Source organism: Myxococcus sp. CA039A (assembly GCF_013336645.1).
Classification (GTDB): Bacteria; Myxococcota; Myxococcia; order Myxococcales; family Myxococcaceae; genus Myxococcus; species Myxococcus llanfairpwllgwyngyllgogerychwyrndrobwllllantysiliogogogochensis.
Map to the genome: position 1 here is coordinate 1 of NZ_JABUMQ010000147.1, position 25,883 is coordinate 25,883.

General features: G+C 69.6%; 16 protein-coding genes. 10 read left to right on the forward strand and 6 right to left on the reverse strand.

The annotated features are described in order from the left end of the window. Positions 1-304: 304 nt before the first annotated feature. Positions 305-793, reverse strand: coding sequence for an 8-oxo-dGTP diphosphatase (locus tag HR086_RS23995; protein ID WP_174466763.1), 489 nt, complete (start codon positions 791-793; stop codon positions 305-307). Positions 794-1,107: 314 nt separating this feature from the next. Here HR086_RS23995 and gltB point away from each other — a divergent pair, with 314 nt between their 5' ends. Together gltB and HR086_RS24005 are read left to right on the forward strand one after the other, a co-directional pair. Then, entirely contained in the window at positions 1,108-5,664 is a 4,557-nt protein-coding gene (gltB, locus tag HR086_RS24000) for a glutamate synthase large subunit (protein ID WP_174463692.1), read from the forward strand. A gap of 3 nt (positions 5,665-5,667) precedes the next feature. Further along, complete coding sequence (locus tag HR086_RS24005; RefSeq protein WP_174466764.1) at positions 5,668-7,128, forward strand: glutamate synthase subunit beta; 1,461 nt, start codon at positions 5,668-5,670, stop codon at positions 7,126-7,128. Between the two features lie 3 nt (positions 7,129-7,131). On the opposite strand, the gene HR086_RS24010 is transcribed toward HR086_RS24005, so the two are convergent. Then, positions 7,132-7,743, reverse strand: coding sequence for a hypothetical protein (locus tag HR086_RS24010; RefSeq protein WP_174466765.1), 612 nt, complete (start codon positions 7,741-7,743; stop codon positions 7,132-7,134). Positions 7,744-7,968: 225 nt separating this feature from the next. Between HR086_RS24010 and HR086_RS24015 the strand changes: the two genes are divergently transcribed. Together HR086_RS24015 and rnk are read left to right on the forward strand one after the other, a co-directional pair. Beyond that, positions 7,969-10,776 carry an ELWxxDGT repeat protein gene (locus tag HR086_RS24015; protein ID WP_174466766.1) on the forward strand — a complete coding sequence of 936 codons (2,808 nt, stop codon included), beginning with the start codon at positions 7,969-7,971 and terminating at the stop codon, positions 10,774-10,776. A gap of 105 nt (positions 10,777-10,881) precedes the next feature. Continuing rightward, positions 10,882-11,298 carry a nucleoside diphosphate kinase regulator gene (rnk, locus tag HR086_RS24020; protein ID WP_141646227.1) on the forward strand — a complete coding sequence of 139 codons (417 nt, stop codon included), beginning with the start codon at positions 10,882-10,884 and terminating at the stop codon, positions 11,296-11,298. Between the two features lie 57 nt (positions 11,299-11,355). Here the strand turns inward: rnk and HR086_RS24025 are convergent, their stop codons facing one another. Continuing rightward, entirely contained in the window at positions 11,356-12,120 is a 765-nt protein-coding gene (locus HR086_RS24025) for a ParA family protein (RefSeq protein WP_174459284.1), read from the reverse strand. Between the two features lie 266 nt (positions 12,121-12,386). On the opposite strand from HR086_RS24025, the gene HR086_RS24030 reads away from it, so the two are divergent. The 3 genes from HR086_RS24030 (at position 12,387) to HR086_RS24040 (ending at position 17,306) form a co-directional block, all read left to right on the forward strand. Further along, complete coding sequence (locus HR086_RS24030; RefSeq protein WP_174466767.1) at positions 12,387-13,220, forward strand: MBL fold metallo-hydrolase; 834 nt, start codon at positions 12,387-12,389, stop codon at positions 13,218-13,220. Between the two features lie 15 nt (positions 13,221-13,235). Next, complete coding sequence (locus tag HR086_RS24035; protein ID WP_174466768.1) at positions 13,236-14,831, forward strand: sigma 54-interacting transcriptional regulator; 1,596 nt, start codon at positions 13,236-13,238, stop codon at positions 14,829-14,831. A gap of 147 nt (positions 14,832-14,978) precedes the next feature. Beyond that, positions 14,979-17,306 (forward strand): hypothetical protein, encoded by a 2,328-nt coding sequence (locus HR086_RS24040; protein WP_174466769.1) that lies wholly within the window; start codon positions 14,979-14,981, stop codon positions 17,304-17,306. A 6-nt stretch (positions 17,307-17,312) separates the two neighbouring features. On the opposite strand, the gene HR086_RS24045 is transcribed toward HR086_RS24040, so the two are convergent. The 3 genes from HR086_RS24045 to HR086_RS24055 all read right to left on the reverse strand — a co-directional run bounded on the left by HR086_RS24045 (position 17,313) and on the right by HR086_RS24055 (position 22,569). Continuing rightward, positions 17,313-18,263, reverse strand: a complete 951-nt coding sequence (locus tag HR086_RS24045; RefSeq protein ID WP_174463688.1) for a hypothetical protein — start codon at positions 18,261-18,263, stop codon at positions 17,313-17,315. Between the two features lie 230 nt (positions 18,264-18,493). Next, the gene (locus HR086_RS24050) at positions 18,494-20,911 is read right to left on the reverse strand and encodes a serine/threonine-protein kinase (RefSeq protein WP_174466770.1); all 2,418 of its coding nucleotides are present in this window, start codon (positions 20,909-20,911) and stop codon (positions 18,494-18,496) included. Continuing rightward, positions 20,908-22,569 carry an adenylate/guanylate cyclase domain-containing protein gene (locus tag HR086_RS24055; RefSeq protein ID WP_141646233.1) on the reverse strand — a complete coding sequence of 554 codons (1,662 nt, stop codon included), beginning with the start codon at positions 22,567-22,569 and terminating at the stop codon, positions 20,908-20,910. Before HR086_RS24055 ends, HR086_RS24050 begins: the two co-directional genes overlap by 4 nt. A gap of 208 nt (positions 22,570-22,777) precedes the next feature. Here HR086_RS24055 and truD point away from each other — a divergent pair, with 208 nt between their 5' ends. From truD to HR086_RS24070, 3 genes are all read left to right on the forward strand, one after another. Next, positions 22,778-24,640, forward strand: a complete 1,863-nt coding sequence (truD, locus tag HR086_RS24060; RefSeq protein ID WP_174466771.1) for a tRNA pseudouridine(13) synthase TruD — start codon at positions 22,778-22,780, stop codon at positions 24,638-24,640. A 122-nt stretch (positions 24,641-24,762) separates the two neighbouring features. Further along, positions 24,763-25,332, forward strand: coding sequence for an RNA polymerase sigma factor (locus tag HR086_RS24065; RefSeq protein ID WP_174459296.1), 570 nt, complete (start codon positions 24,763-24,765; stop codon positions 25,330-25,332). Further along, the gene (locus HR086_RS24070; RefSeq protein ID WP_141646236.1) at positions 25,329-25,832 is read left to right on the forward strand and encodes a hypothetical protein; all 504 of its coding nucleotides are present in this window, start codon (positions 25,329-25,331) and stop codon (positions 25,830-25,832) included. The genes HR086_RS24065 and HR086_RS24070 overlap by 4 nt, the downstream gene beginning before the upstream one ends. The last annotated feature ends 51 nt before the right edge of the window (positions 25,833-25,883 follow it).

The following is a 25,883-nucleotide window of genomic DNA, read 5'->3' on the forward strand; positions in this document are numbered from 1 at the left end:
CAACACCCCCAAGTGAGCCACCACCGCCATGACGAGCGCCCAGCCCCACCGGGCCCAGACGCCTTCTCGTTCCAACGTCTCGCCCAGGCGGAACAACTGCCCGGACGACACGCTCCGCTCGGCCGGCGGGACGCCCTCCATGGAGGGGATATTGAAATTGAGAACCATTCTCATATTCAGATTCCATAGAACTACGCCCACGAGCCAGGGCTCGTCAACGCGCAAGCTCGACTTGGGCGTATTTGTTTCATCACAGTGGCCGATACACGCACCCCGCGCGTGGCAAACCCAGACCGGGTGCGTCTCACAGCCGCGTGTAACTCCAGCTCAACGCGCGTCCCCCGGAATACGGCATGACGCCGTGAAACGGCCGAGAGTCCTCGTCGAACACGAGCGGCAGGAAGTGCCGGTCTCCGTCCCACATGGGCAGGCGAGGAAGCTCGTCGAGGGGCACCCAGGACAGCGTGCCCTCCGCGTTGCGCTCCAGCGGCGTGCCCTCGAAGGCGTCGATGCGGAAGACGAAGCCGAGCCAGTCCTCACCGTGCTTGCCGAAGCCTGGCCAGGACAGCGTGCCGCGAAGGACCATGCGCGTGCACTCGATGCCCGCCTCTTCGCGAATCTCGCGGCGCATGCACGCGCCCACGTCCTCGTCGCGCTCCATCTTCCCGCCGAGCCCGTTGTACTTGCCCAGGTGCGCGTCGTCGGGCCTGGCGTTGCGGTGGATCAGCAGCACCCGTTGCCCGTCCGGCGACATCACGTAGCCCAGGGTGCCGATGATGGGGGTGTAGGGCATGGCGCGGTCCTCATGACGCCGTGCGAGAAGAGCTCGCGCGGACGCGCCGCTTCATAGCGAATCCCGGGCGCCCCCGGTCCACCCACCACGGTGGGTCCCTCCCACGGCGTGACGAGGCCGCCCCTCCCCCGAGGGCAATCGACTGCCCACCCATTGACGAGGGCCTCCGTCTTGGGGGTGGCCGGCATGGCCCCTTGGCCCACTGCCCAACCACCGGCCTCTCGCTCGTGGCTTCTTTACGGGAGTCGACGCGTCGCGTTAGCGTGTAGCGACACAGCGATGACCTCCCGCGTCAGGCGGGAAAGGGGAAGTTGATGACCGCGATCCTCCCCGGCCGGTACGGCCTCTACGAGCCCGAGACCGAACACGATGCCTGCGGAGTGGGCTTCGTGGCTCACCTGCGAGGTGAGCGCTCTCGAGGCATTGTCGAGGACGCCCTGGAGCTGCTCAACCGCCTGAGTCACCGGGCGGCCGCGGGGAAGGATCCTCGAACGGGAGACGGCGCCGGCATCCTCGTCCAGTTGCCGCACCGCTTCTTCGAGCATGAGGCGCCGGAGCTGGGCTTCGAGCTGCCTCCGCGTCGACAGTACGGCGTGGCGCAGGTGTTCCTGCCGCAGGAGGTCGAAGCCCGGGCCGCGTGCGAGGCGGTGCTGGAGGAGGTCGTCGCCGAGGAGGGGCAGCGCGTGCTCGGCTGGCGCGACGTCCCGGTGGCGCCGGAGCACCTGGGGCCGGTGGCTCGCGAGGCCGCGCCCGTCATCCGCCAGCTCTTCATCGCCCGGCGCCGCGTGGTGCCCAGCGCGTTCGAGCGCAAGCTGTACCGCATCCGCAAGCTGACGGAGAACCGCGTGCTGGCGCGCGGCGTGGACCCGATGGGCCGCTTCCATCTGGCCAGCCTCTCCTCGGAGACGCTCGTCTACAAGGGGCTGCTGCTTCCCGCAGACCTGCCGCGCTTCTACCCGGACCTCCAGCACACGGAGTTCGTCAGCGCGCTGGGGCTGGTGCACTCGCGCTTCTCCACCAACACGTTCCCCACGTGGGAGCTGGCGCAGCCGTTCCGCTTCATCGCGCACAACGGCGAAATCAACACCCTGCGTGGCAATCGCAACTGGATGACGGCGCGACGCGGACTGCTCCAGACGGCGCGGCTGGGCGGGAGCCTGGAGCCGCTGTGGCCCATCATCGTCCCGGGCAAGAGCGACTCCGCGCAGTTCGACAACATGGTGGAGCTGCTCTACCTGGGCGGCCGCACCCTGCCCCACGCGATGATGATGATGATTCCGGAGGCGTGGGAGGGCGACGCGCTGATGTCGGACGAGAAGCGCGCGTTCTACGAGTACTCCTCCGCGCTCTTGGAGCCGTGGGACGGGCCCGCGGCCATCGCCTTCACGGACGGGCAGCTCATCGGCGCGACGTTGGACCGCAACGGGCTGCGGCCAGCGCGCTACCTCGTCACCGAGGATGACCGCATCATCCTCGCCTCGGAGACGGGCGTCATCGACGTGCCTCCCTCGCAGGTGCGGCGCAAGGGGCGCCTGACGCCGGGCCGCATGTTGCTGGTGGACACCACCGAGGGCCGCATCTTGGAGGACGAGGAGGTGAAGCGCGACATCAGCACGCGCTGGCCCTACCGTCGCTGGCTCCAACGCAACGTCTTCACCTTCGACGACCTGCCCACCATCGCCGCGCCGGAGCGGCTGCGCGGCGACGAACTGACGCGGCTCCAGGGCGCGTTCGGCTACACGGTGGAGGACATCCGCTCGGTCATCACCCCCATGGCGGAGACGGGCAAGGAGCCGGTGGGCTCCATGGGCACGGACACGCCGCTGGCGGTGCTCAGCGACCAGGCCCCCAGCCTCTTCTCGTACTTCCACCAGCTCTTCGCGCAGGTGACGAACCCGCCCATCGACCCGCTGCGCGAGTCGCTGGTGATGACGCTGGCGACGGCGCTGGGCCCGGAGAGCAACACCTTCGAGGAGACGCCCGAGCAGTGCCACCGGCTCTCGCTGCCCGGCCCCATCCTCACCAACGGGCAGCTCGCGCGGCTGGCCTCCATCCACGGCGAGGGCCTGTTCGAGACGAAGCGCCTGTCGCTGCTCTATCCCCTGGACGGCGGAGAGGGCGCGCTGGAAGCGGCGGTGGAGAAGCTGTGCGCGGCGGCGGTCGACGCGGTGGACGCGGGCGCGAGCATCCTGCTCCTGAGCGACCGGGGCGTGGACGTCACGCACGCGGCCATCCCCGCCCTGCTGGCCATGTCCGCGGTGCACCAGCGCCTGGTCCGTGACGGCATCCGCATGTACACGGGCCTCCTGCTGGAGACGGCGGAGGCGCGCGAGGTGCATCACTTCGCCTGCCTCTTCAGCTACGGCGCGGCGGCGGTGAATCCGTACCTGGCGCTGGACACGGTGCGGGCGATGGCGGACGGGGGCGAGCTGGGGGTGGACGCGGAGAAGGCGCAGGAGCGCTTCATCCACGCCGTGGAGGAAGGACTGATGAAGGTGATGTCCAAGATGGGCATCTCCACGCTCCAGTCCTACCGAGGCTCTCAGTTGTTCGAAGCGGTGGGACTTCAGCGCGGCCTGATTGAACGCCACTTCACCGGTACGCCCTCCCGAGTGGAAGGCGTGGGCCTGCCCGAGCTGGGACGAGAGGTCGCGGAGCGCCACGCGCGCGGCTTCGAGACAGCGGAGGGCCAGGTCCCCGTGGGCGGCCAGTACCGCTGGCGCCGACAGGGCGAGCGACACAAGTGGAACCCGGCGACAATCGCCAAGCTCCAGGCGGCGGTGCGCGGCAACGACGCGGCGCAGTTCGCGGAGTACTCGCGGCTGGCGGACGACGAGACGCACGAGCACTGTAACCTGCGCGGTCTCCTGGAGGTCGTGACCGAGGGTTGTCGTCCCGTCCCCCTGGAAGAAGTAGAGCCGGCCCTGTCGCTGGCGCGTCGCTTCGTCACGGGCGCCATGTCCTTCGGCTCCATCAGCGCGGAGGCCCACGAGACGCTGGCCATCGCGATGAACCGGCTGGGTGGCAGGTCCAACAGCGGCGAGGGCGGCGAGGAGTCCCGGCGCTACCTGCCGGACGAACATGGCGACCTGCGCCGCAGCGCCATCAAGCAGGTGGCGAGCGCGCGCTTCGGTGTCACCACCGAGTACCTGGTCAACGCGGACGAGCTGCAGATCAAGGTCGCCCAGGGCGCCAAGCCCGGCGAGGGCGGACAGCTTCCGGGCCACAAGGTGGACGAGCGCATCGCCAAGGTCCGCTGGTCCACGCCGGGCGTGACGCTCATCTCCCCTCCTCCGCACCACGACATCTATTCCATCGAGGACCTGGCGCAGCTCATCTACGACCTCCAGTCCACCAACCCGAAGGCGCGGGTGAGCGTGAAGCTGGTGAGCGAGGTGGGCGTGGGCACCATCGCCGCGGGCGTGGCGAAGGCGGGCGCGGGCTGCGTCGTCATCTCCGGCTACGAGGGCGGCACGGGCGCCTCGCCGATTTCGAGCATCCACCACGCGGGTCTGCCGTGGGAGCTGGGCCTCGCGGAGACGCAGCAGGTGCTGGTGCACAACGGCCTTCGCTCGCGCATCCGAGTGCAGGCGGACGGCGGCCTGCGCACCGCGCGCGACGTGCTGGTGGCCGCGCTGCTGGGCGCCGAGGAGTTCGGCATGGCCACCGCGAGCCTCGTGGCCGTGGGCTGCATCATGCTGCGCAAGTGCCACCTCAACACGTGCTCGGCCGGCATCGCCACGCAGGACGGAGCGCTGCGAGAGCGCTTCCAGGGCAAGCCCGAGGACGTGGTGAACTTCTTCCTGCTCATCGCGGAGGACCTGCGGCGCAAGATGGCGGCGCTGGGGGCTCGGACGATGGAGGAACTGGTGGGCCGGGTGGACCTGCTGCGCCAGCGCGCGGCGGTGGACCACTGGAAGGCGCGACGCGTGGACCTCTCCGCGCTGCTGGCCGCGCCCGCTGCTCCGGAGAGCGAGCCCCGTCACTGCACGGTGCCCCGCTCCAAGGATGTGTCGGACCACCTGGACCACGAGCTGCTTCGCGACGCGAAGGCGGTGATCGACGGTGGGCCCGCCATGCTGTTGACGCGGCCGGTGAGCAATACGCATCGCGCGGTGGGCGCCATGCTGTCCGGAGAGATCGCCAAGAAGTATGGGGCGCGAGGGCTCCCGGACGGACGGCTGCACGTGCGGATGAAGGGCTCGGCGGGCCAGAGCTTCGGCGCGTTCCTGGTCTCCGGCGTCACGCTGGAGCTGGAGGGAGACGCCAACGACTACGTGGGCAAGGGCCTCTCGGGCGGACGCATCATCGTCTACCCGCACCAGTCCAGCCGCTTCGTGGCGGAGGAGAACGTGCTGGTGGGCAACACGGCCCTCTACGGCGCCACGGCGGGCGAGGTGTACCTGCGAGGACTCGCGGGTGAGCGCTTCGCGGTGCGCAACAGCGGCGCGCAGGCGGTGGTGGAGGGCGTGGGAGACCACGGCTGCGAGTACATGACGGGCGGCGTGGTGGTGGTGCTGGGCCCCACGGGCCGCAACTTCGCGGCGGGCATGAGCGGCGGCACCGCGTACGTGTTGGACAAGGAGTCGACCTTCCGACAGCGGTGTAACCTCGAGATGGTGGAGCTGGAGTCGCTGGTGGACGAGTCGGAGATCTGGCTCGTGCACGGCATGGTCGAGCGACACCTGCGGCATACGCACAGCGCGCTGGCGCGGCGGGTGCTCGACAACTGGGAGCTGATGGTGCCCCGGTTCGTGAAGGTGATGCCGACGGACTACAAGCGCGTGTTGCAGGCGCGACGCGCGGCGAAGAAGCCACCGGAGACCTCGGTGGGGGCGCAGCTCCAACACGTCGTCGGCGGGAGGGGCTGAACCATGGGCAAGCCGACCGGATTCATGGAGTGGGCCCGCGTCCACCCGCACAAGCGCGAGAAGCAGGAGCGGCTGGGCGACTATCGGGAGTTCGCGCTGCCGCTGGCTCCCGAGGAAGCGAAGCGACAGGCCGGGCGCTGCATGGACTGTGGCGTCCCCTTCTGTCACCAGGGCTGTCCGCTCGGGAACCTCATCCCGGACTTCAACGAGGCCGTGTACCGGGGCCGCTGGCGCGAGGCGTACGACATCCTCACCCGCACCAACGGCTTCCCGGAGATGACGGGCCGGCTGTGCCCCGCGCCGTGCGAGGCGGCGTGCGTGCTGGCCATCGACCGCGACGCGGTGACCATCGAGCAGATGGAGAAGGAGATCGCCGAGCGCGCCTTCACGGAGGGCTGGGTGAAGCCCCGGCCTCCCACCCGGCGCACGGGGCGCACCGTGGGCGTGGTGGGCTCGGGTCCCGCGGGGCTGGCGGCGGCGGCGCAGCTCAATGCGGCCGGTCACAGCGTCACCGTGTACGAGCGCGACCCGAAGGCCGGAGGGCTGCTGCGCTACGGGATTCCGGACTTCAAGTTGGAGAAGTCCGTGGTGGACCGTCGCCTCGCGCTGATGGAGGCGGAGGGCGTGGTGTTCCGCACCGGCGTGGACGTGGGTGGCTCGGTGAGCTTCCGTGAGCTGCGCGGGCGACATGACGCGCTGCTGCTGGCGATGGGCGCGCGACGGGCGCGTGAGCTGGAGGTGCCCGGGCGCGAACTGAGCGGCGTGGTGCAGGCCATGGAGTACCTGGAGCACCAGAACCGGCTCGTGGATGGGCACGGTGAACAGCAGGAGCGACTGAACGCGGCCGGCAAGCGCGTGGTCATCCTGGGAGGTGGTGACACGGGCTCGGACTGCCTGGGCACGGCGCTGCGGCAGGGCGCGAAGAGCGTGCAGCAAATCGAGCTGTTCCCCGCGCCTCCCTCCGTGCGCGCGCTGGACAACCCGTGGCCCCGGTGGCCGGTGGTCTTCCGCACGTCGTCGAGCCAGGAGGAAGGCGGCGAGCGCGGCTTCGCGATGCAGACGAAGCGACTGGTCGGCACGGACGGGAAGCTGGAGGCCCTGCACGCCGTGAAGGTGGAGGTGCAGCGCGCGGTCGGCGGCGGCCCGAGGCTGGTGGAGGTTCCCGACTCCGAGACGACGCTCGAGGTGGACCTGCTGATCCTGGCGATGGGCTTCACCGGCCCGGAGACGACGGGACTCGTGGACGACCTGGGCGTGGCGCTCTCGCCTCGCGGCACGGTGCAGGTGGACAAGCGCTTCGCCACCTCGGCGGATGGTGTCTACAGCGCGGGGGATGCCAGCCGGGGCGCGAGCCTCATCGTCTGGGCCCTGTCCGATGGCCGCGAGGCGGCGAAGTCCATCGACGCGTATCTGTCCGGCGGTGTGTCGGTGTTGCCGACACGCGGCGCGGACAGTCCGTTCTGAGCGTCAGGGTTCGAAAGTCTGGAGCTGAAGTCCCTCGGCGACAAGCTCGGCCACGGTGACGCGCTGGTCGAGCCGCTCGAGCGGGCAGCCCCAGAGCGCGACGATGGCGCGGTCCAGCATTGGCGCGAGTTGGAGCGCGGACCTGGCGTGAGCGGCCAACGCATCCGCCACGTCCTCGGCCATGGGCCTCAGCTCGGTCGGCATCTTTCGATGGAAGATGGAGAGCTGAAAGGGGTGCCCCTCCAGCACTCCCGACGCCCGTTCGGGCAGCGCCAGGAGCCGGCCGCGCATCAGCCACGCGCGTGCCAGGCCATCGAACCAATCCGGCGAGTCGACGACACCGAGCGCTTTGAGCAGTTCGGCACCTGACGTCTGCTCCCGCATCGCCTGGTACTGAGGAAGATTCACGAGCCCGAGGCGCTCGAACAACGCGAGGCTCAGCGGCCGATACCACCCCGCGAGGTCCTCCTGCTTCTGCTCCAGCATCCACGCCAGGTCCGCGCAGAGCGTCACAAGGTCCGCGGGCTGGAGGTTCGCCAGGGGCCGGAGTTCGCAGTAGTGGCGGGGAGTAAACGGCGTCAGGAAGGTCGACAGGTCGTTGATGGACGTGGACATGTTGGACCCCAGGACCAGGTTGAGGTCTCAAGGCTGACATTGCTCCCTCCACCGTGGCGCACTTCTCGACGCGGCTTCGGCCGCTGAGTCGCCTCGAACCGACCGTGGCGATGTGCCCGAGCGCTCAATTCCCCGTCCCTGGAGGGTGGGTTTTCACGAGGCGGGAGCAAGCCACCTTTGGCGCCCACTCGCGCGAGAAATGTCGCGCGAAGAACGGTGTCCCTCATGGCGTTGCCGCTCCTGCCTTTGTCACTGCTCCTCACGTTGCTGGTCTCCGCGCTCTGCTGTGGCGGAGGAGATGCGGACACCCTGTCGATGGGAAAGCTGGGGGGCACCCCGGACGTGCTGGACTCCCCCTACCCCGTGGACGACATCGCGGGAGGCCGCCTCAGCTCCGGCCCGCATGAACTGACCGACGTCAACGGCACCCTTTACTTCGTCGCCACCGACCGCTCCCGCGGCACCGAACTCTTCAAAAGCGATGGCTCGGACCGAGGCACCTTCCTCGTCAAGGACCTCCGCACCGGGCCCGTTGGCTCGGAGCCGCGTGAGCTCACCGCGGTGGGAGACACGCTCTACTTCGTCGCCCATGACGGCGAGCACGGCGAGGAGCTGTGGCGCAGTGAAGGACGGAGTTCGAACACCCGCCTCGTCGTGGACTTGCGTCCAGGCCCCCTGGGCTCCCATCCCGAGAGCCTCGTCCAGCTCGGCGAGCACCTCTTCTTCTTCGCCCATGACGGCCAGTCCGGCGTCGAGCTGTGGCGGACGGATGGCACCGAGGGAGGCACCGCGCTGGTGAAGGACATCGCGGAAGGTCCATCCGGCGCCTTCCCTTCCCAACTCGTCGCAGCTCAAGGCCGGCTCTACTTCTTCGTCGACCGGGTCCTCTGGCGCAGCGACGGCACGACCAGCGGCACCGTCGCCGTGAAGGAAGTCGACGCCCCACCTGGCGTCATCGTCCGCCCCAGGGCGCTCACCCAGGTGGACGGCCGACTCTTCTTCTTCGTCAGCTACGAGGACGACGACGTCCTTCCCGGTGAACTCCCCGCGCTCGCGCTCTGGACGAGCAACGGCAACCCGAATGGCACGGTGAGGCTCATGGACCTCCCGTTCCCCACGCTCGAAGGGCCCTTGCTCGCTCGCGCCGCGGGCAACCTCTTCTTCTTCGTCACCAGCTTCCCCGACCATGGCGACGAACTGTGGCGCAGCGATGGCTCCGTGCTCGGAACCTTCCCCGTGCGCGACATCGCCGCGGGCTCCACCAGCTCCAACCCCCGCGAACTCACCGCGATGGACGGGCGCCTCTACTTCTCCGCCTGGTCCCCCGATCACGGTGACGAGTTGTGGCGCAGCGACGGCACACCCGACGGCACCGTGCTCGTCAAGGACCTCGTGCCCGGCCCCCAGGGCTCCGCCCTCGCCTTCCTCCGTGAAGCAAGGGGACGGCTGTACTTCTCCGCGCGCGAGCCCGGGAAGGGCCACGAGCCCTGGAGCAGCAATGGCTCCGGACGCGGAACCTCTCGACTGGAGGACCTGTCCCCCGGTGCGTTCTCATCCGCCGCGCGCGACTTCACGGTCAGCGGCCGTAGGGTGTTCTTCACCGCGAACGAGCGCGGCACCGGCGCCGAGCTGTGGGCACGGGACGTGGGCTACGACTTCCGAGTCGCCGCGAAGCACCTGCTGTGGACGGGCGACGACGAGGACACGCTGCACTCGAGCCCCTCGCCCGCGCGCCTCATCCAGGACATCTTCCCGGGCCCAGGCAGCGCCAACACCCGCGCGTGGACGGCACGAGGCAACACGCTCTACTTCGACGCGGACGACGGCAGCATCGGCCAGGAGCTATGGCGCACGGACGGAACCCCGGCGGGCACCGTGCTCATCAAGGACCTGCGCCCGGGCCCTCTATCCTCCGAGCCCTCCGACTTCTTCGTCGTCGGCCCATGGGTCCTCTTCTTCGCCGACAATGGCGTCCACGGCCGGGAGCTGTGGCGCACGGACGGCACCACCGAGGGCACGGTGCTGGTGAAGGATATCCGACCCGGCTCGGGGGGCAGCCAGGGCGACGGAACCCCGGTCGTGCTGGACGGCATCGCGTACTTCAACGCGCGCGACGCGAACCACGGCGAGGAGCTGTGGCGCACGGACGGAACCCCCGCGGGCACCACGCTCGTCAAGGACCTGGCCCCTGGCGCCGAGGACGGCTCGCCGCGCTACCTCACCGTCGTGGGCTCGCGAATCTTCTTCCTCGCGAACTTCCCTGACGCCGGATGGGAGCTCGGCATCAGCGACGGCACCGAGGCCGGGACACATCTGGTGAAAGACCTCCTGCCAGGCCCCACCGGCTCATTCCCCAACACCCTCACCGCCCTCGGCTCGCGGCTCATCTTCGCCGCCAACGATGGCGAACACGGCGAGGAGCCCTGGGTCAGTGATGGCACCGAGAGCGGCACCCGGCTCCTGCGCGACATCTGGCCGGGCCCGAGCGGTTCGTACGCGGACACCTTCACGGTGGCGGGAGACCGCGTCTTCTTCGCGGCGGCGGACCCCCTGGCGGGCCGCGAGCCCTGGCTCAGCGACGGCACCGAGAGCGGCACCACCCTGGCCTTCGACGTGTATCCCGGCCCGGAGGGCTCCTATCCCCTGTGGTTCGGCGCGCTCGGCCCGAGCGTCCTCTTCAGCGCCGATGACGGCACCCACGGCATCGAGCTGTGGCGCACCGACGGCACGCCCGGCAGCGCCTTCCTCGTGAAGGACATCCACCCGGGCCCCGCCCACTCGGAGCCCCGCTGGATGACAGGCGTGGGCACGACGGCCCTCTTCCATGCGGACGATGGCGTCAATGGCGCGGAGCTCTGGGAGACCCACGGCATGGAGTCGGGGACGCGGTTACGACAGGAACTGGTACCCGGACCGCTCGGCGCGCTCCCCTACTTCTTCACGCACGCGGGGCCCCAGGTCTTCTTCCTCGCGGACGACGGCGCCCAGGGAATCGAGTGGTGGGTGCTGAAGCTCCCGGACGACGGCGGCTGAGGCCCCGCATGGCTCTCCGGGCTCGCCGGGAATAGATATTTCGCCCAGCCGTTGGCGCGGTGTTGACCCTATCCTCATTCTTTACTTTTCACGGGAGCCATCGACATGACCAGCGAGCAGTCCCTCATCGTGACTGAGACCGACCTGGAGCGTCTGCGCCAGGTCATCGACCACCATGGAGGGGGCCGTACGGCCGAGCTCGTGGAGATGCTTGATTCGGAGCTGTCCCGGGCCCAGGTGGTGTCCTCGGAGACGGTTCCTCCCAGCGTCGTGACGATGAACAGCACCGTGCTGTTCGAGGATGAGCAGACCGGCGAGCAGCGGCAGGTCACGCTCGTCTACCCGAGGGACGCGAAGAGCGACGAGGGTCGCATCTCCGTGCTCGCCCCCATCGGCAGCGCCCTCATCGGCCTGTCCGTGGGGCAGTCCATTGCCTGGCCGCTGCCGAGCGGGCGCACCAAGCGACTGCGCATCGTCGCCGTGCCCTACCAGCCCGAGGCCGCCGGCCACTACCACCTCTGATTGATTCGCGCGAAGGTGCCCGTCCCGTGCTCCCGGGGCGGGTGCCCACGCCGTAAGTCAGCGCAGGCCCACGCGCTTCGCCAGCTCCTGCGCCAGGGCCCGCAGCTCCTCGACACCCGGCGCCGCGGGGCTCGTGTCGAACACCACCTCGTAGCCCAGCCCCGCTTGATTGATGGACTCCGAGCGCGGAATCCGCGCGCGCAGCACCGGCACCGTCGAGTCCTTCAGCGCCTCTTCCATCGCCTCGTTGGTCGCCGTGGTGCGCCGGTCCCACAGGTTCACCACGGCCACCAGCTCGCCGCTCTGCTGCTCACGCACGTCGCGCCACGCCGCTTCGATTTCGCCCAGGCCCTGGAGCGCGAAGGCCCCCGTGGGCACCGGCGCCACGACGAGGTCGGAGAAGCCCAGCACCGCCTCCGTGTACGCGCCGATGCTCGGCGGCGTGTCCGCGAGGATGACGTCCGGTGTCCAGCTCAGCGTCTTCAGTGCGCGGGGAATCGCCTGCAGGCGGTGTCCCCACTGGAACAGCTCGCGCTCCATCGCCGCCATGCGAGGCGCCGCCGGCGCGATGAAGAGCGTGGGCCGCTTCGGTGACGCCACCACCACCTGGTCCAACCGGTACTTGGGCCGCGCGCCCAGGGCCTCCCCGACACACGGCCCCTCGCGACTCTCCAGCCCCAGCACGAGCGACGCGTGCGCCTGGGGATCCAGGTCCAACAGCAGCACGCGCTTGCCCATGTCCGCCAGCGCGGAGGCCACGTGCGCGCAGAGCGTCGTCTTCCCCACGCCGCCCTTGATGGTGCAGAACGCAATCAACGCCATGGCTCCGTCCTATACCGGATCTCCCACGCGGGCGATGAACGCCAGGGCCCCCAGCAGCCCGGCCATCAGCCGGAACTCCCCGTAATTCTCGATGCCCCGGAATGGTACGGCCGCACCATCCAGGGGCGCTCCAGAATGGTGCGGTGCCCCGCAACGTCAGACCTCTCGTCAATAATTCCAGCCACTTGGACATGGCATCCCACGTGCTCAAGCACGGGGCATCAGGGCGTCCTCACGGAGGCCCTCCATTGAATGAGGAGGTCGTCATGGATATCCGGTTCTACGGCGTTCGGGGGAGCATCGCTGTCTCGGGTTCGCGCATCGGCGGCAACACGGCATGCGTGGAGGTGACGAGCCAGGGCCACCGGCTGATCCTCGACGCGGGCACGGGCATCCGGGCGTTGGGTGAGGTGATGATGCGCGAGGGCCCGCCGCACAAGGTCGCGATGTTCTTCTCGCACCTGCACTGGGACCACGTGCAGGGCTTCCCCTTCTTCACGCCCGCGTACCTGCCCACGACGGAGCTGACGATGTACGGTCCCGGCGCGAATGGCGCGCAGGCGCTCCAGTCGGAGCTGGCGGCGCAGATGCAGCCGCCGCACTTCCCGGTGCCGCTGAGCATCATGCGCTCGCGGATGGACTTCCTGTCCGCGCTGCACGGCAAGACGGTGGAGGTGGGGCCCTTCAAGGTGACGCCCATCGACGTGCCGCACCCGCAGGGGTGCCTGGCGTACCGGGTGGAGGCGGATGGGCACTCGTTCATCTACGCCACGGACGTGGAGCTGTGCCGCCAGGACCTGACGCCGGAGGTGGCGCGGCTGTTCGAGGGCGCGGACGTGTTGTGCCTGGACGCGCAGTACACGCCCGAGGAGTACGACGGCCGCAAGGGCATCCCGAAGAAGGGTTGGGGCCACTCGACGATGATGGACGCGGCGGACGTGGCGAAGACGGTGGGCGCGCGGCGGCTGTGCCTGTTCCACCATGACCCGGCGCACACCGACGAGACGCTGGAGGACATGGCCGAGCAGGCGCGCACCCTCTTCCCCGTGTGCGAGCCGGCCCGCGAGGGGCAGCGACTGATCCTGGGCCGCGCGGCCTGAGAGGCGGGCGGAACGATGCCACTCGAATGCTATGGTGACGCGTCGGCCTTCATCCTCCCGCCACTGCCCACCATGCCCCCTGCCGCGGACATCACCCAGGTCCTCCTCCCCTTCGGAGCGCTCGTCGGCAGAGAGGTGGACCTGGATGCATTCCTCCAGACGTTGATGGACCGCATCGCCGCCACCATGCAGGCGGACCGGGGAACCTTGTGGCTGTTGGACCCCGCGCGCCGGGAGCTGTTCAGCCGCGCCGCGCACCTGCCGGAGGTGTCGCAGATTCGCGTGAAGCTGGGCCAGGGCGTCGCGGGCACCGTGGCCCAGGAGGGCCATTCCATCAACGTCCCGGACCCGCGCGGAGAGCAGCGCTTCTTCGCGGACATCGACCGGATGACGGGCTACCGCACCACCAGCCTGCTGGCGGTGCCCCTGCGCGACGCGGACGGCGCGCTGTACGGCGTGCTCCAGGTGCTCAACCGTCGCGGGGGAGATCGCTTCACCCCGGAGGACACCGAGCGGCTCGACGCGATTGCCTCGCAGGTGAGCACCGCCCTGCAGAGCACCAGCCTGTACCAGGAGCTCCAGCGCGCGAAGGACCAGCCGCACGCCCCGGTGGGCTACTTCTTCAACCGCATCATCGGCGAGTCCCCGCAGCTCCAGGCCATCTACCGGCTGGTGCGCAAGGCCGCACCCACCGACGCCACCGTGCTGCTGCGCGGGGAGAGCGGCAGTGGCAAGGAGCTCTTCGCGCGCGCCGTCCACGTCAACGGGCCGCGCCGCGACAAGCCCTTCGTCAAGGTGGACTGCGCCGCGCTGCCCGCGACGCTCATCGAGAACGAGCTGTTCGGCCACGAGCGCGGCGCCTACACCGGCGCGGATCACCGCATGCCCGGCAAGTTCGAGGCGGCGGACAACGGCACGGTGTTCATCGACGAGATTGGCGAATTGCCCCTCCCCGTGCAGGGCAAGCTCCTGCGCGTCATCCAGGACCGCGAGTTCGAGCGCGTGGGCGGCACCCAGGCCATCAAGGTGGACGTGCGCATCGTCGCGGCCACGCACAGGGACCTCGCGCGCATGGTGGCGGAGGGACGCTTCCGCGAGGACCTCTACTACCGCATCAAGGTCGTCGAGGTCGTCCTGCCCCCGCTGCGCGAGCGCGGCGCGGAGGACATCGAGCGACTGGCCCGCCACTTCGTCGCCGCCGTGGCGCGACGTCACCGGCTGCCTCCGCCCCGACTCAGCCCGCTCGCGCTGGAGCGACTCAAGCGCTACCGCTGGCCCGGCAACGTGCGCGAGCTGGAGAACTGCATCGAGAGCGCGGTGGTGCTGTGCGAGGGCGAAATCCTCGAGGAGCACCTGCCCCTGCCCGACATGGACCGTCTGCCCCCCGCCAGCACGGCACCCCAGTCGATGGCGGACCCCGCTCGCGCGACGGCCAGTCCCCCATCGGCCGAGGCCGGACTGCTGCCACTCGCGGAGGTGGAGCGCCTCCACATCCTGCGCGTCCTGGACTCGGTGAAGGGCAACCGCACGGCCGCGGCGAAGGTGCTGGAGATTGGCCGCAACACCCTGGCCCGGAAGCTCAAGGAATACGGCCTCGGCGACGAGGTGTGACCTTCCTCCCCGCGGGCCCACCCCCTCGCGCCCAGGCAGCCAGCCGGGCCAGCCCTGGACTCCACCTCGAAGCCGACAGCACGTGCCTCCCGGGATAACCTGGAGCATGCTGGGACGGCACTTCCATGCAGGTCGAGGGGGCTTCACATGAAGGTGATTGAGACGCTGGCGAACCTGCCGGCGGAGCTGGCCGAGAAGATTCCGGACGTGAAGCTCCAGGACCAGGACATCCGGGTGACGCTGGCGCAGGAGGGCCTCACGCGCGAGGGCATCCTCCCGCCGAAGCTGAACCTGGGGGACTTCGCGCTCTCCTTCGAGGCCAGCGCCGAGGCCACCGTCCGCAACTTCAACTCCTCCGGCGACGTGGACGAGAACGGCATCGTCGGTGAGGCGGCAGCGGCGAACGCCCCGCCCTCGGACTCGCCGCGTCCGCAGCTCCTCCTGGGCGGCGACAAGGGGTGGATGCGTTATCAGGCCACCGGCCTCGTGAAGGCGGGGGCATCCGGCCGCTACTCCTTCGTCTCCGCCAATGGGAAGACGGAGCTGTCCGCCACGCTCAGCGACTACCGCGCGCATCCGCTGGCGCGCAACATGCGCGAGGCCGCGAAAGAAGACCTGGCCTCGCCGCGCCTGCTGGTGAATTCGACGGACCTGACGAAGCTGGGGACGGGTGACGCGCTGTCGTGGCGGGTGCGCGGCATGCTGGAGACGGGGCTGGACCTGGGCTGGGCGGACCTCTTCACCACCAACCTGGGAGACCTGTCCTTCGTCCGGAACAGCGAGCTCATCGAGCTGAAGACGTCCATCGTCGCGCTGGTGCGCGCGCGCGTCTCGCTCACTGACGACTACCAGCTCAGCTTCTCCCGTCCGAGCCCGGGCCGTCTCCAGCTCGCGGTGCGCAAGGCGAAGTCCCACGAGGCCACGCAGGGCGCGGGCCTGGGCATCCAGGTGGCCTTCGCGGACCCAGAGGCCGTGCAGGCCCGACTCAAGGAAGTGCTGTCCGCGCTCGCGGGACAGGCCGAGGCCAAGGTCGAGGAGCTCATCGACAAGGCCCTTCAGAAGGTGGCCTCCTCGGAGGACCTGGCGCTGCTGCGCACCGTGCTGGAGCGGCTGGGGTTGGACCCGCAGCTCGTCAACCTGGACCACCTGAAGCAGGAGTGGGAGGAGCTGAAGCAGAAGGTGGAGGGCGCGCTGGAGAAGGTGGTGAAGGCGCGAATCGGCGCCGCCTTCCAGTACGAATACCTGCGCATCTCCGAGTCCTCCACGCTGCTCGAAGTCGAGCTGGACGAGGCCACCGCGCTGAACTTCCACGGCCAGCTGGTGCTCGGCAACCTGGTGGACCTGATGTCGTGGCTGCGCGCGCCGGAGAACGCGGGCAGGTTCACCCTGAAGAACTACCTCAACACCGCGTCCTTCACGCTCCAGCAGACCGTGGGCTTCTCGCTGAGCCTGGGCACCTTCGAGGTGTTCAAGGCGCGCGGCTCGCTCAAGCAGACCTGGGTGTCGCAGGAGAACACGCAGGGCGCGCGGCGGCAGGCGTTCCTGGGGCAGCGCACGTACGAGGACGCGCTGATGGGCCACCGCAACCGCTGGGCGGTGGACTTCCGGGCGGACATGGAGTCCTTCGCCCAGGCCCCGGCCGCGTCGGACTTCCGTTACGGCCTGCACATGCTCCTGTGGGGGCAGAAGAAGAAGCTGACGAAGCAGGAGCTGCAGCAGGCGGTGGACGACGCCGTCGTCTGGGGTGTGCTGGACGCCAATGACGCGTCCAGCGTCACGACGAAGCTCGAGGCCCACCTGGGCAAGACGGACGTGCAGACACAAGTCGAGCTGAAGGTGTCCGACGACATGCTGCGCGAGCTGGTGCCCCGGCTCCAGACGTTCGACCTCAAGCTGTTCTCACGCGCCCTCGCCCGCGCCATGCCGTGGAGCGAGCAGACGGCCCGCGTGTCCTCGGAGTTCCGCAAGCTCGTCTACGCGCCCATCTGGGAGTCGTACCTCACCGAGGTGATGAACAAGGGCAGCTTCCTGTCCGGAGACCTCTCCCCCACCCGCGCCGCGCAAATCGCCGCGTGGTTCATCGAGCGGGACTCCACGGTGAAGCAGCTCGCCTCGGGCCTGCTCCTGCGCGAGAAGACGTGGCAGCCGCCCGGCGGCAACTTCACCTTCGCCGAAGTCACGGACAAGAACCGCAACACGCTGGCCAAGTGCCGCCGCTTCGTGGACGGACTGGTGCGCCTGCGCCGCTCCATCGAGGAGCGCCGCAGCGGCGAGGAGCTGCGCACGGTGCACGGCGACCTGGAGGGCTTGTGGAACACGGGCTTCCACCTGCGCACGGCCGGCGCGGTGCTGGCGGAGCTGGCGAAGAGCACGCCTCGGGGGCTGGGCGGAATCGAGCGGACCTTCACCGTGCGGCTCGCCGACAGCCAGGAGCAGCTCGTGTTCTCCACGGCGTGGGGTCCGTCCACGCCGTAGCGCGGCTCACATCGAGCGCGACAGCATGAACGCGGCGGCCATGGACATCGCTCCGGCCGCCGCGAAGTGCCTCCAGGCCAGGCGTGCCAGGGTGCCCCTCGTGACGTCGGCGTCCGAGCCCAGCACCACCATCGCCGCCCCGCCCCGCCGGCCCCTCAGCTCGTAGGTGCCCTCGCGAGCGCCGCGCCGCAGCTCGCCCACCACGAAGCAGGTGTCGCCCGCGCTCCCCACGCGCTCCCAGGACAGTGCCCGAGCCTCATCGTCGGCCTCGCTCGCGCCCGACAGCCCGCGCCCCTCCGGACTCACGGGCACCTCTTCGTACCAGGACGAGGGCGGCGTCACCGACAGCGTCCGACAGCGACGAGGCCGCATCGGCGCCATCAGCGACGCGGGAGAGAACCTCACGTGAGCTCGGACCTGTGCGCCTCGCAACGTCAGCGCGGGCGAATAGGCCCGCTCTCGCGACAGGAGCGCGCCCTTCCGACCGTCCGCCGCCACCTCGCGCAGTTCGGCTTCGAAGAAGGCGCAGGGAACGCCGCCCGGTGACGTGAGCACCTCCTCGGCATCGAGCGTGCCCTGGTAGACGCCCCAGCGCGGCGCCTCACCGGAGCGCAGCGTCGCCACGGCCTCATCCAGCGATTGGGGCACCGTGCCGCGCAGCAGGTCCGCGCCCGAGCGCACCCGCGTGCCACGCACCGCCAGGAGGGCCGCCACCACCAGCAGCGCGAGCGCCAGGGACTTGCCAACGGCCTCGTCCGACAGGAGCGTCGGCCCACCGCCTTCCCCCAAGCGCAACACCAGCGCGAGCGCGCCCAGGGCCAGCATTCCGAACCAGACCAGCGGAAGTCGCGGGATGCGGGCTCGCGCGCCTCGCCGTCCAAACGTGAACGCCGCGACGACGAGCGCCGCCAGGAACGCCGCATAGATGGGCGCCAACACGACGCGCCAGAATTCCATCCCGTCCCCCAGCAGCTCGACCGGAGCCCCCAGGGCCCCGAACACCGGAAGAAAGTGGGACGCCCGCGAAGCTCGCGCAAGGTCGTCCAGGGCGAGAACCCGTCTCCCCGAGGACAGCCCTCGTCAGGAGAACACTTGCCCGCTCCGCAAGGGCCCGAGGCGAGGCGCGATGCGCGAGGAGTGTCGGAAACAGGAGACCGGCGCGCGAGGCGGAGCCGGCTCTGGAGGAACTACTGCTCCTGGCCCGCGACCGCCTGGCGGGGAGGACGCTCCTTCAACTGTCCCTTCACCGACAGGTCGTCGAAGGTGCAGGCCAGGTTGCGGCACCCCACTGCCACCTTGCCGACGCGGTTCTTCAGGCCCGGAAGGAGCTTCCTGGCGAAGCGCTGCTTGCCGAGAAAGCCCTCCGCGAGCACGACGCCTTCCGCCTTCGGGCTCAGCTTCAGCCGCACGAAGTAGGGCCCTGTCGAGGGCAGCGGCATCTCGTCCTCGACGAGCCCATCCGTGTCCTGCGCGCTGTTGCCCACCACCTCGTGGCCATCCTCGGTGAAGTAGCGCCACGCCAGGCGCATCCCCACGCCCGGAATGGCGAAGGCCGACACCTGGAGGTCCTTGATGCGGAAGGACAGCTCGCCATAGTGCTGGGCGTCCGGCTCCTCGGGGTACTCGTCCCCGAGCGGCTTGACGTCCATCAACACCTGGGCGTCGAAGTCGTCGGCCGCGAAGTAGCGGTGCGCCACGTACGCGCGCGGCACCAGCCTCCGTCCCGAGGCATCCAGGCCGCCCTGCCACGCCCTGAGCTCACCCTCCTCGATCACCCACCGCCCGCTGTGGAGGTTGAGTTCCTCGGTGCCCTGGCCCTCGAAGGTGACGCCGAACCGGGTCTCCCCGCCGGGCTTCTGGGCCAACGCCACGCTCGACGAGGTGAAGGCCTCGCCGTACGTGTTCGGCGGAAACGGCCGGGTGGGCGTGCGCACCTTCCTGCCCTGCTCGGAGGAGGTCCGCTCGGAACCGTTCTGGCCCGACGCGTCCATGAACACCCGTGCCGCCAGGCCAATCACCGCGAGCCCGCCCACGATGGACAGCCCGCTGCGCACCTGGCGCCAGCCCATGCGCAGGCGACGGGTAATCTGGCTCGTCGTCGGGGCGCGCGCGGTCGCCAGTTGGCGTGCCGGCTGGATGCCCGTCATCAGGCCCGGCGCGGACGAGGTGGAGATCATCGTCTCCAGCGCCGCGCACAACTCCCCCGCCTTTTCGTAGCGGGCTTCCGGGTCCGTCTCCAGCAGGCGCTCCACCACCAGGTCCACGCGCGAATCCAACCCCGCCACGCGCTGGGACGGCAGCTTGAAGCGCCCCAGGGGCACATCCCCGGTGAGCAGTTCGTAGAGGACCACTCCCAGCGAGAACAGGTCGGCGCGACCGTCCACGTTCTTCGCGTCGCGCCGCTGCTCCGGGGCCATGTAGTTCAGCGTGCCCATGGCCACCGCCGTCGCGGTGAGCTGCAACCGGGACTCCGACTGACGGATGCCCGCCAGCCCGAAGTCCGCCACCTTCACGTTGCCCCGCCCGTCCAGCAGGATGTTCTCCGGCTTGAGGTCGCGGTGGATGATGTCCTTGTCGTGCGCGCACTCGACGGCGCGCGCCACCTGGAGCATCAGCCTCAGGCTCTGCTGCGGCGACAGCGCGCCAGCGGAGATGGCCTCTCTCAGCGAGCGCCCCTCCACGAACTCCATGACGAAGTAGTAGTGCTCGCCCGCGACGCCCCGGTCGATGATCTGCACGATGTTCGGGTGGTTGAGGGCGGCCAGCGCGGTGGCCTCCTTCTCGAACCGCGCCACGAACTCCGGGTCCTTCGCCAGCTTCGGCGGCAACAGCTTCACCGCCACCGTGCGTCCCAGCGACGTCTGCCGCGCGAGCCACACCTCGCCCATGCCACCGCGGCCGAGCAACTCCAGCAGCTCGAACCCCGGCAGCGACACCCGCGACGCCGCCACGAAGGTGTCCACCTCGTGGACGTTCAAGTCGGAGTCCGCGTTGCCACGGCCCGTCGGCGTCGACGAGCGAACCACCGTCGCGCCCACGGGAACCTCCAGGCCGGGTGTGGCGGACGGCATGGCCACACCGCTCGGCCCGATGCTGGCATTGAGGGGAGGGGCCACGTCCGCGCCCGGAAGTGGGACCCCGGGAAGCGCCATGTCGCTCGGGGAAGCACCCGTGCTCGACGAGGGCGCCGCGCCGGCATTCACGCCCAGCACCTCGATGCCACTCGCCAGCGGGCCCCTGCTCGCCGCCGTTCCGCCCACCAGCGTCACGCGCCCATGGACCGAGCCGGGCTCGTCACGCGGGGGCTCACGCTCCTCCAGCAGCGAGGCGTCCCGGAGGGCCCCGCCGTTCGCGTAGCTCGTCGTGCTCCGGGGGGCGCGCTCGTCGGGGCCAAGCCCCGGCACCACGGTGTCGCGGGTGTTTTCCGGAGCCCCCTGCGCGCGGTGCGGGGCAACGGTGATGTGGGACGTCGCGCGAGCGCCGCTCGCGTCCTGACGCCGCACCTCGAAGCGGATGCCGCAGCGGCACGCCACCTTCTGCCCACTGACATAGACCCGGGTATCGTGCTGGATCCCGCAGTTGGGACACTCCTGGGTCGTCGTCATGCGCGGCGCGGGGAAGCAGCGGTCGTGTGTTCCACGCCGTGGACACGATACGTGGGAACGGCCTTCTCCTTGCCCTTCACCTGCAGCGCCTTCAGCTCCTCCACGTCGAAGCCAGGCCCGGACTTGCGGACCGTCGACTCCGACGCGAGCACCTCGCCACTCTTCGCCATGCCGCACAGTCGAGAAGCCGTGTTCACCGTGTCCCCGATGGCAGTGAACTCATGCCGCTCCGCGCTGCCCATGTAGCCCACGACGGCCTGACCGGTGTTGATGCCGATGCCCACCTCGATGGGCGCCTTCCCCATCGCGACGCGCTGACGGTTGATCTCCTCCACCGCGTCCTGCATCTCCAGCGCCGCCCGCAGCGCACGCGCCGCATCGTCCGGATGAGAGAGCGGCGGACCCCACACCGCCATGACGCAGTCGCCAATGAACTTGTCCAGGTTCCCCTCGTAGCGGAACACCACGTCCGCCATTGCCGAGAAGAAGCTGTTCAGCATCGACACCACTTCCTGGGGCGACTCGTTCTCGGAGATGGTGGTGAAGCCCCGGATGTCCGCGAACAGGCAGCTGACTTCCGCCAGCCGGCTCTGCCTCAAGTCCTCCGTCTCGCCGGAGATCACCGCGTCCGCCACCGCCTTGGACAGGAAGCGGCTGAGCTCCGCGCGCGTCACCGCCTCCGCGCGGATCTGCTCGCCCAGCGCCGAGTTCTCCAGCGCGATGCTCGCCTGCGAGGCGATGCCGGAGAGGATGTTCAGGTCCTTCTCCGAGAAGGCGTTGATCTGCTGCCGGCTGTCCAGGAAGAGCACCGCCTGGATCTTCGTGTTCACCATCAGCGGCACCGCCATGGCCGAACGGATGCCCTGCGCGACGATGCTCTCCGCCGCGGAGAAGCGCTCGTCGATGATGGCGTCCGCCGTCAGCACCGCCTTGCCCGTCTCCACCACCCGCTTCAGCACGGTGTCGGAGAGCATCACGTTGACGGGCTTGCCCGTGCGGTGATGCACCGCCGCCGGGATGAACTCCCCGTCCCCGGCGACCTTCAGGATGACGCCGTGGTCCGCGGCGAGGAGCTGGAAGGCGACCTTGAGGATCTGCTCGAACAGGGCCGTCTGGCTGCCCTGCAGGCCCACCTGCCGGTGGAACTCGTGGGCGATGCGCAGCTTCTCGTAGTCGCGGCGCAGCGCCTCCACGTCCGTCATCAGCTCCACCGGACGGAAGTTCTGAGGCACCTGGTCCATCTGCGCCAGGAAGGCGGGCATGGACACCGACTGGGCCACCACCGTCACGCCCGGCGCGGTGGGCGCGGTGTGGTTCACCGCCGGCTCGCCGCTGTGGAAGATGAGGCGCGAGGAGCCCAGGGCTATCTCGTCCCCGTCCTTCAGCCGCAGCTCCTTCACCCGCTTGCCGTTGACGAACGTCCCGTTCGAGGACCCCAGGTCCTTCAGGACGAAGTCCTTGCCCTGCCGCTCAATCGTCGCGTGCTCCTTGGAGACCTCCCGGTCGACCAGGCGCAACGTGTTGGACGGATGGCGGCCGAGCGACGTCAGCGGCCCCAGGGGAAATTCCCCCAGAGTGCCGTCCGCGAAGCGCCCGGTCAGCCGGGGGCCGCGAAGCTGCCCGGATTTCGGAGCGAATGGGGCGGGAACCTGGCTCACGCGCGAATCCTCACCGGCGCGGACACTACCAGAGCCTCTCCCTCACAGGGAACGTCTGGTGCGGCTGTCCGACCCGAAGGGCCTCCGAAGGGCTGCACGGCTGGTCAGCGTCCAGTTCCTGGGACGGCGCGTCACCCGGGGGAGTCCACCCCCCAGCCGCCCCTCCGCCCCGCTTCTCTCCTGGGTCCCACACTGGTAAGGGGGGCCCGTGAGAATCAAACAGAAGCCCGAAGACTTCAGCGTCAAGGAATCATACCGCTTCGATGAAGTCGATGGAGGGCGTTTCCGCGTCTACCTGATGGACAAGCAGAAGCTGTCCACGTTCGACGCCGTCACCCGCCTGCGGGACGCGTTCGGCCTGAAGCCGGGCGCCATCAGCTATTGCGGTCTGAAGGACAAGCAGGGGCGCACCGAGCAGATCATCGCGGTGGACGGCGCCGACGTGGACATGCAGGAGCCCGACCTGCGCCTGAAGTTCCTGGGCCGGACGAACAAGGCCCTGTCCTCGGCCAACATCACCTCCAACCGCTTCTCCGTCACGGTGCGAGCGCTGGGCCCGGAGTCCGTGGGCCCCCTCAACTCGGCCGCCGCCGAGGTCAACCGCCTGGGCGTGGTCAACTACTTCGACAGCCAGCGCTTCGGCTCGCTCAAGCACGGCCAGGGCTTCATCGCCAAGGACCTCATCCGGGGCGACTTCGAGGCCGCGCTGCACAACTTCCTGGCCAAACCCTCGGAGCTGGATTTCACCGAGGACGCCAAGGTGAAGGCCTTCTGGCGCGACAATTGGGGCCAGTGGGACGCGCGTGTCCCCTTCGAGGGCACCCGGAAGTACCACCGCGTGCTGCGCTCCTTGAGGGACCACCCCAAGGACTTCATGAAGGCCTTCCTGCAGATCGACTCGGACTACCGGGCGATGCAGCTCTTCACCTTCCAGAGCTTCCTCTGGAACGAGGGCGTGCGGCGCTACCTCCAGTTGATGCTGCCGCGCGAGTCGCTGTTCCCCATGCGCTACCAGGCCGGCACGCTGCTGTTCCACCGCGACGCGGACGCGAACACGCTGCGCGTGCTGCGCGAGGCCACCTTCCCCCTGCTCGCCCCCGACACCACCTTCAAGGACCCCAAGGTGGAAGAGGCCGTCAACTGGGTGCTGAGCCGGGAGAAGCTGACGCTGGCGGACCTGCGCATCCCCGACGCCGAGCGCCTGCTTTACTTCAAGCACGAGGAGCGGCCCCTGCTCTCCTTCCCGCACAAGCTCGTCGTCGGCCGCACCCAGCCGGATGAGATCAACCGCGGGGACATCAAGGTCAACGTCGCCTTCACCCTGCCGCCGGGCGCGTACGCCACCCTCGTCGTCAAGCGCCTGTTCCACTTCGCGTACACTGAAGAGACCGCCGACGACATTCGCGCCCAGCGCGAGCGCACCGCGCGCATCATCGAGGAGAGTCAAGCCGAGGGCGCGCCGTCCAGCCGCCGCGGTCCTCCCGTCCGCGACGGTGAGCGAGGCTCGGAGCGGCCTGGCGCCACGTCGTCACGCCGCCCGCAGACCCGTGACGAGGAGCGAGCCCGCTCCCCGCGGACGGAGTTCCCCTCCAGCCGCCGTGCGTCCTCCTCCCGGAGCGAGGCTCCCGCTCGCCGTGGAGCCGGGGCTGCTCGCGAGGACGAGCCTTCGTCCACCCGCCGCGCCTCCTCCCGGAGCGAGGCTCCCGCTCGCCGTGGAGCCGGGGCCGCTCGCGAGGACGAGCCTTCGTCCACCCGCCGCGCCTCCTCTTCCCGGAGCGAGGCTCCCGCCCGCCGTGGGTCATCCCGCGATGAAGGGCCCTCGACCCGTCGCTCCCCGTCTGAATGGGCGGCGGCCCCCGCCCGGAGCCGGTCCGCTTCGAGCGAGGATGACGTCTCGGCGTCCCCCTCCAGGGGCCGGTCGCTCGCCGACCAGGCAAACGCCCCGAAGGCCCCCAAGGAAGCGCCCCCTGCCCCGCTCGGATTCCGCGAGAAGGCGCGCCAGCGCAAGGCGAACAAGGAAATCGCGCGCGCCGAGACGGCGGCCAAGCGCCCGAAATCACGAAAGAAATAAGACTTCAACGGGGATGAACCGTTTGAACGCAATGGGGGAGCGCGCACGTCGTAGACCAGGACGTGAACGCTCTTGCCCTCGACGACGCCCCCGGGACGCTCGCCCACGCCATCGGGATGCTGATGGCTGACGACGCCGTCCCGCTCCCCTGGAAGGCCGACGTGCAGGCGGCCCGCCGGGGAGATCCGTCCGCCTTCGAGTCCCTGGTGCGCAGCGTCCAGCGCCAGGTGTACGGCCTGGCCCTCCGGCTCCTGCAGAGCGAGGCGGAGGCCGCCGAGGTGTCCCAGGAGGCCTTGCTGCGCGCGTACCAGAACCTTCACCGGTACGACGACGCGCGCCCCTTCGATTTGTGGGTGCTGGCCATCACCCGCAACCTCTGCCTGGACCTGCTCCGGCGCCGCACCAAGGTGCGCACCGAGGAGCTGGAGCCCATGAAGGAGGTCCTCCCCAGCGGCGAGGCGTCGCAGGAGGAAGGCGCCATCGCCCGCGAGGAGCGTCAGTCGCTCGAGGACGCCATGGCCACCCTCTCCGTCGACGACCGTGAAGTCCTCGCGCTCTACTACGTCCAGAAGCGCACGACGAAGGAGATCGCGCAGATCCTCGGGTGCGCCCCTGGCACCATCATGGCCCGCCTCTTCAGGGCCCGAGAGAAGCTGCGCAAGAAGATGACCACCGAGGAGGCCACCCGATGAGCGCGCACCTTTGTCCCGACCTCGAGGTCCTCTTCGCGGAGCTGGAAGAAGGAGAAGGCCCCGCGCTGGACCACGCCGCCGACTGTGAAGCGTGCTCCGCCGTCCTCGAAGAACACCGGCTGATGGAGCAGGACCTGTACCGACTGGCGGACCCCCTTCCGCCACCCACCCTGGTCGCCAGTGTCATGGCGAGGGTCGCGGCCGAGCCCGTGCCGCAGCGTCGCGAGGTGTGGTCCGGGCTCGCCATCCTCATGACCTCGCTGCTCGGTGGGCTGGGTTACCTGGTGATGAGCGACCAGGCGCTCGGTCGGCTGGGAACGGGCGTCGCGTCCTTCCTCGTGGAGGGACGGCTGTTCGCCGAGGGCGTGCTGAGTGGCGCCCGCGCGCTGTGGTCCACCGAGGGTCTGGCCGTGGCGGCCATCCTCGCCTTCCTCCTCCTCACGTCCCTGGCAGGCCTCAAGCGGCTCGCAGGCAGCGCCCCCACCCCCTCGGAAGCCTGAGCGACCCATGAAGATCTCCCCTCGATTCCTTCTCCCCGCGTTGCTCATGGG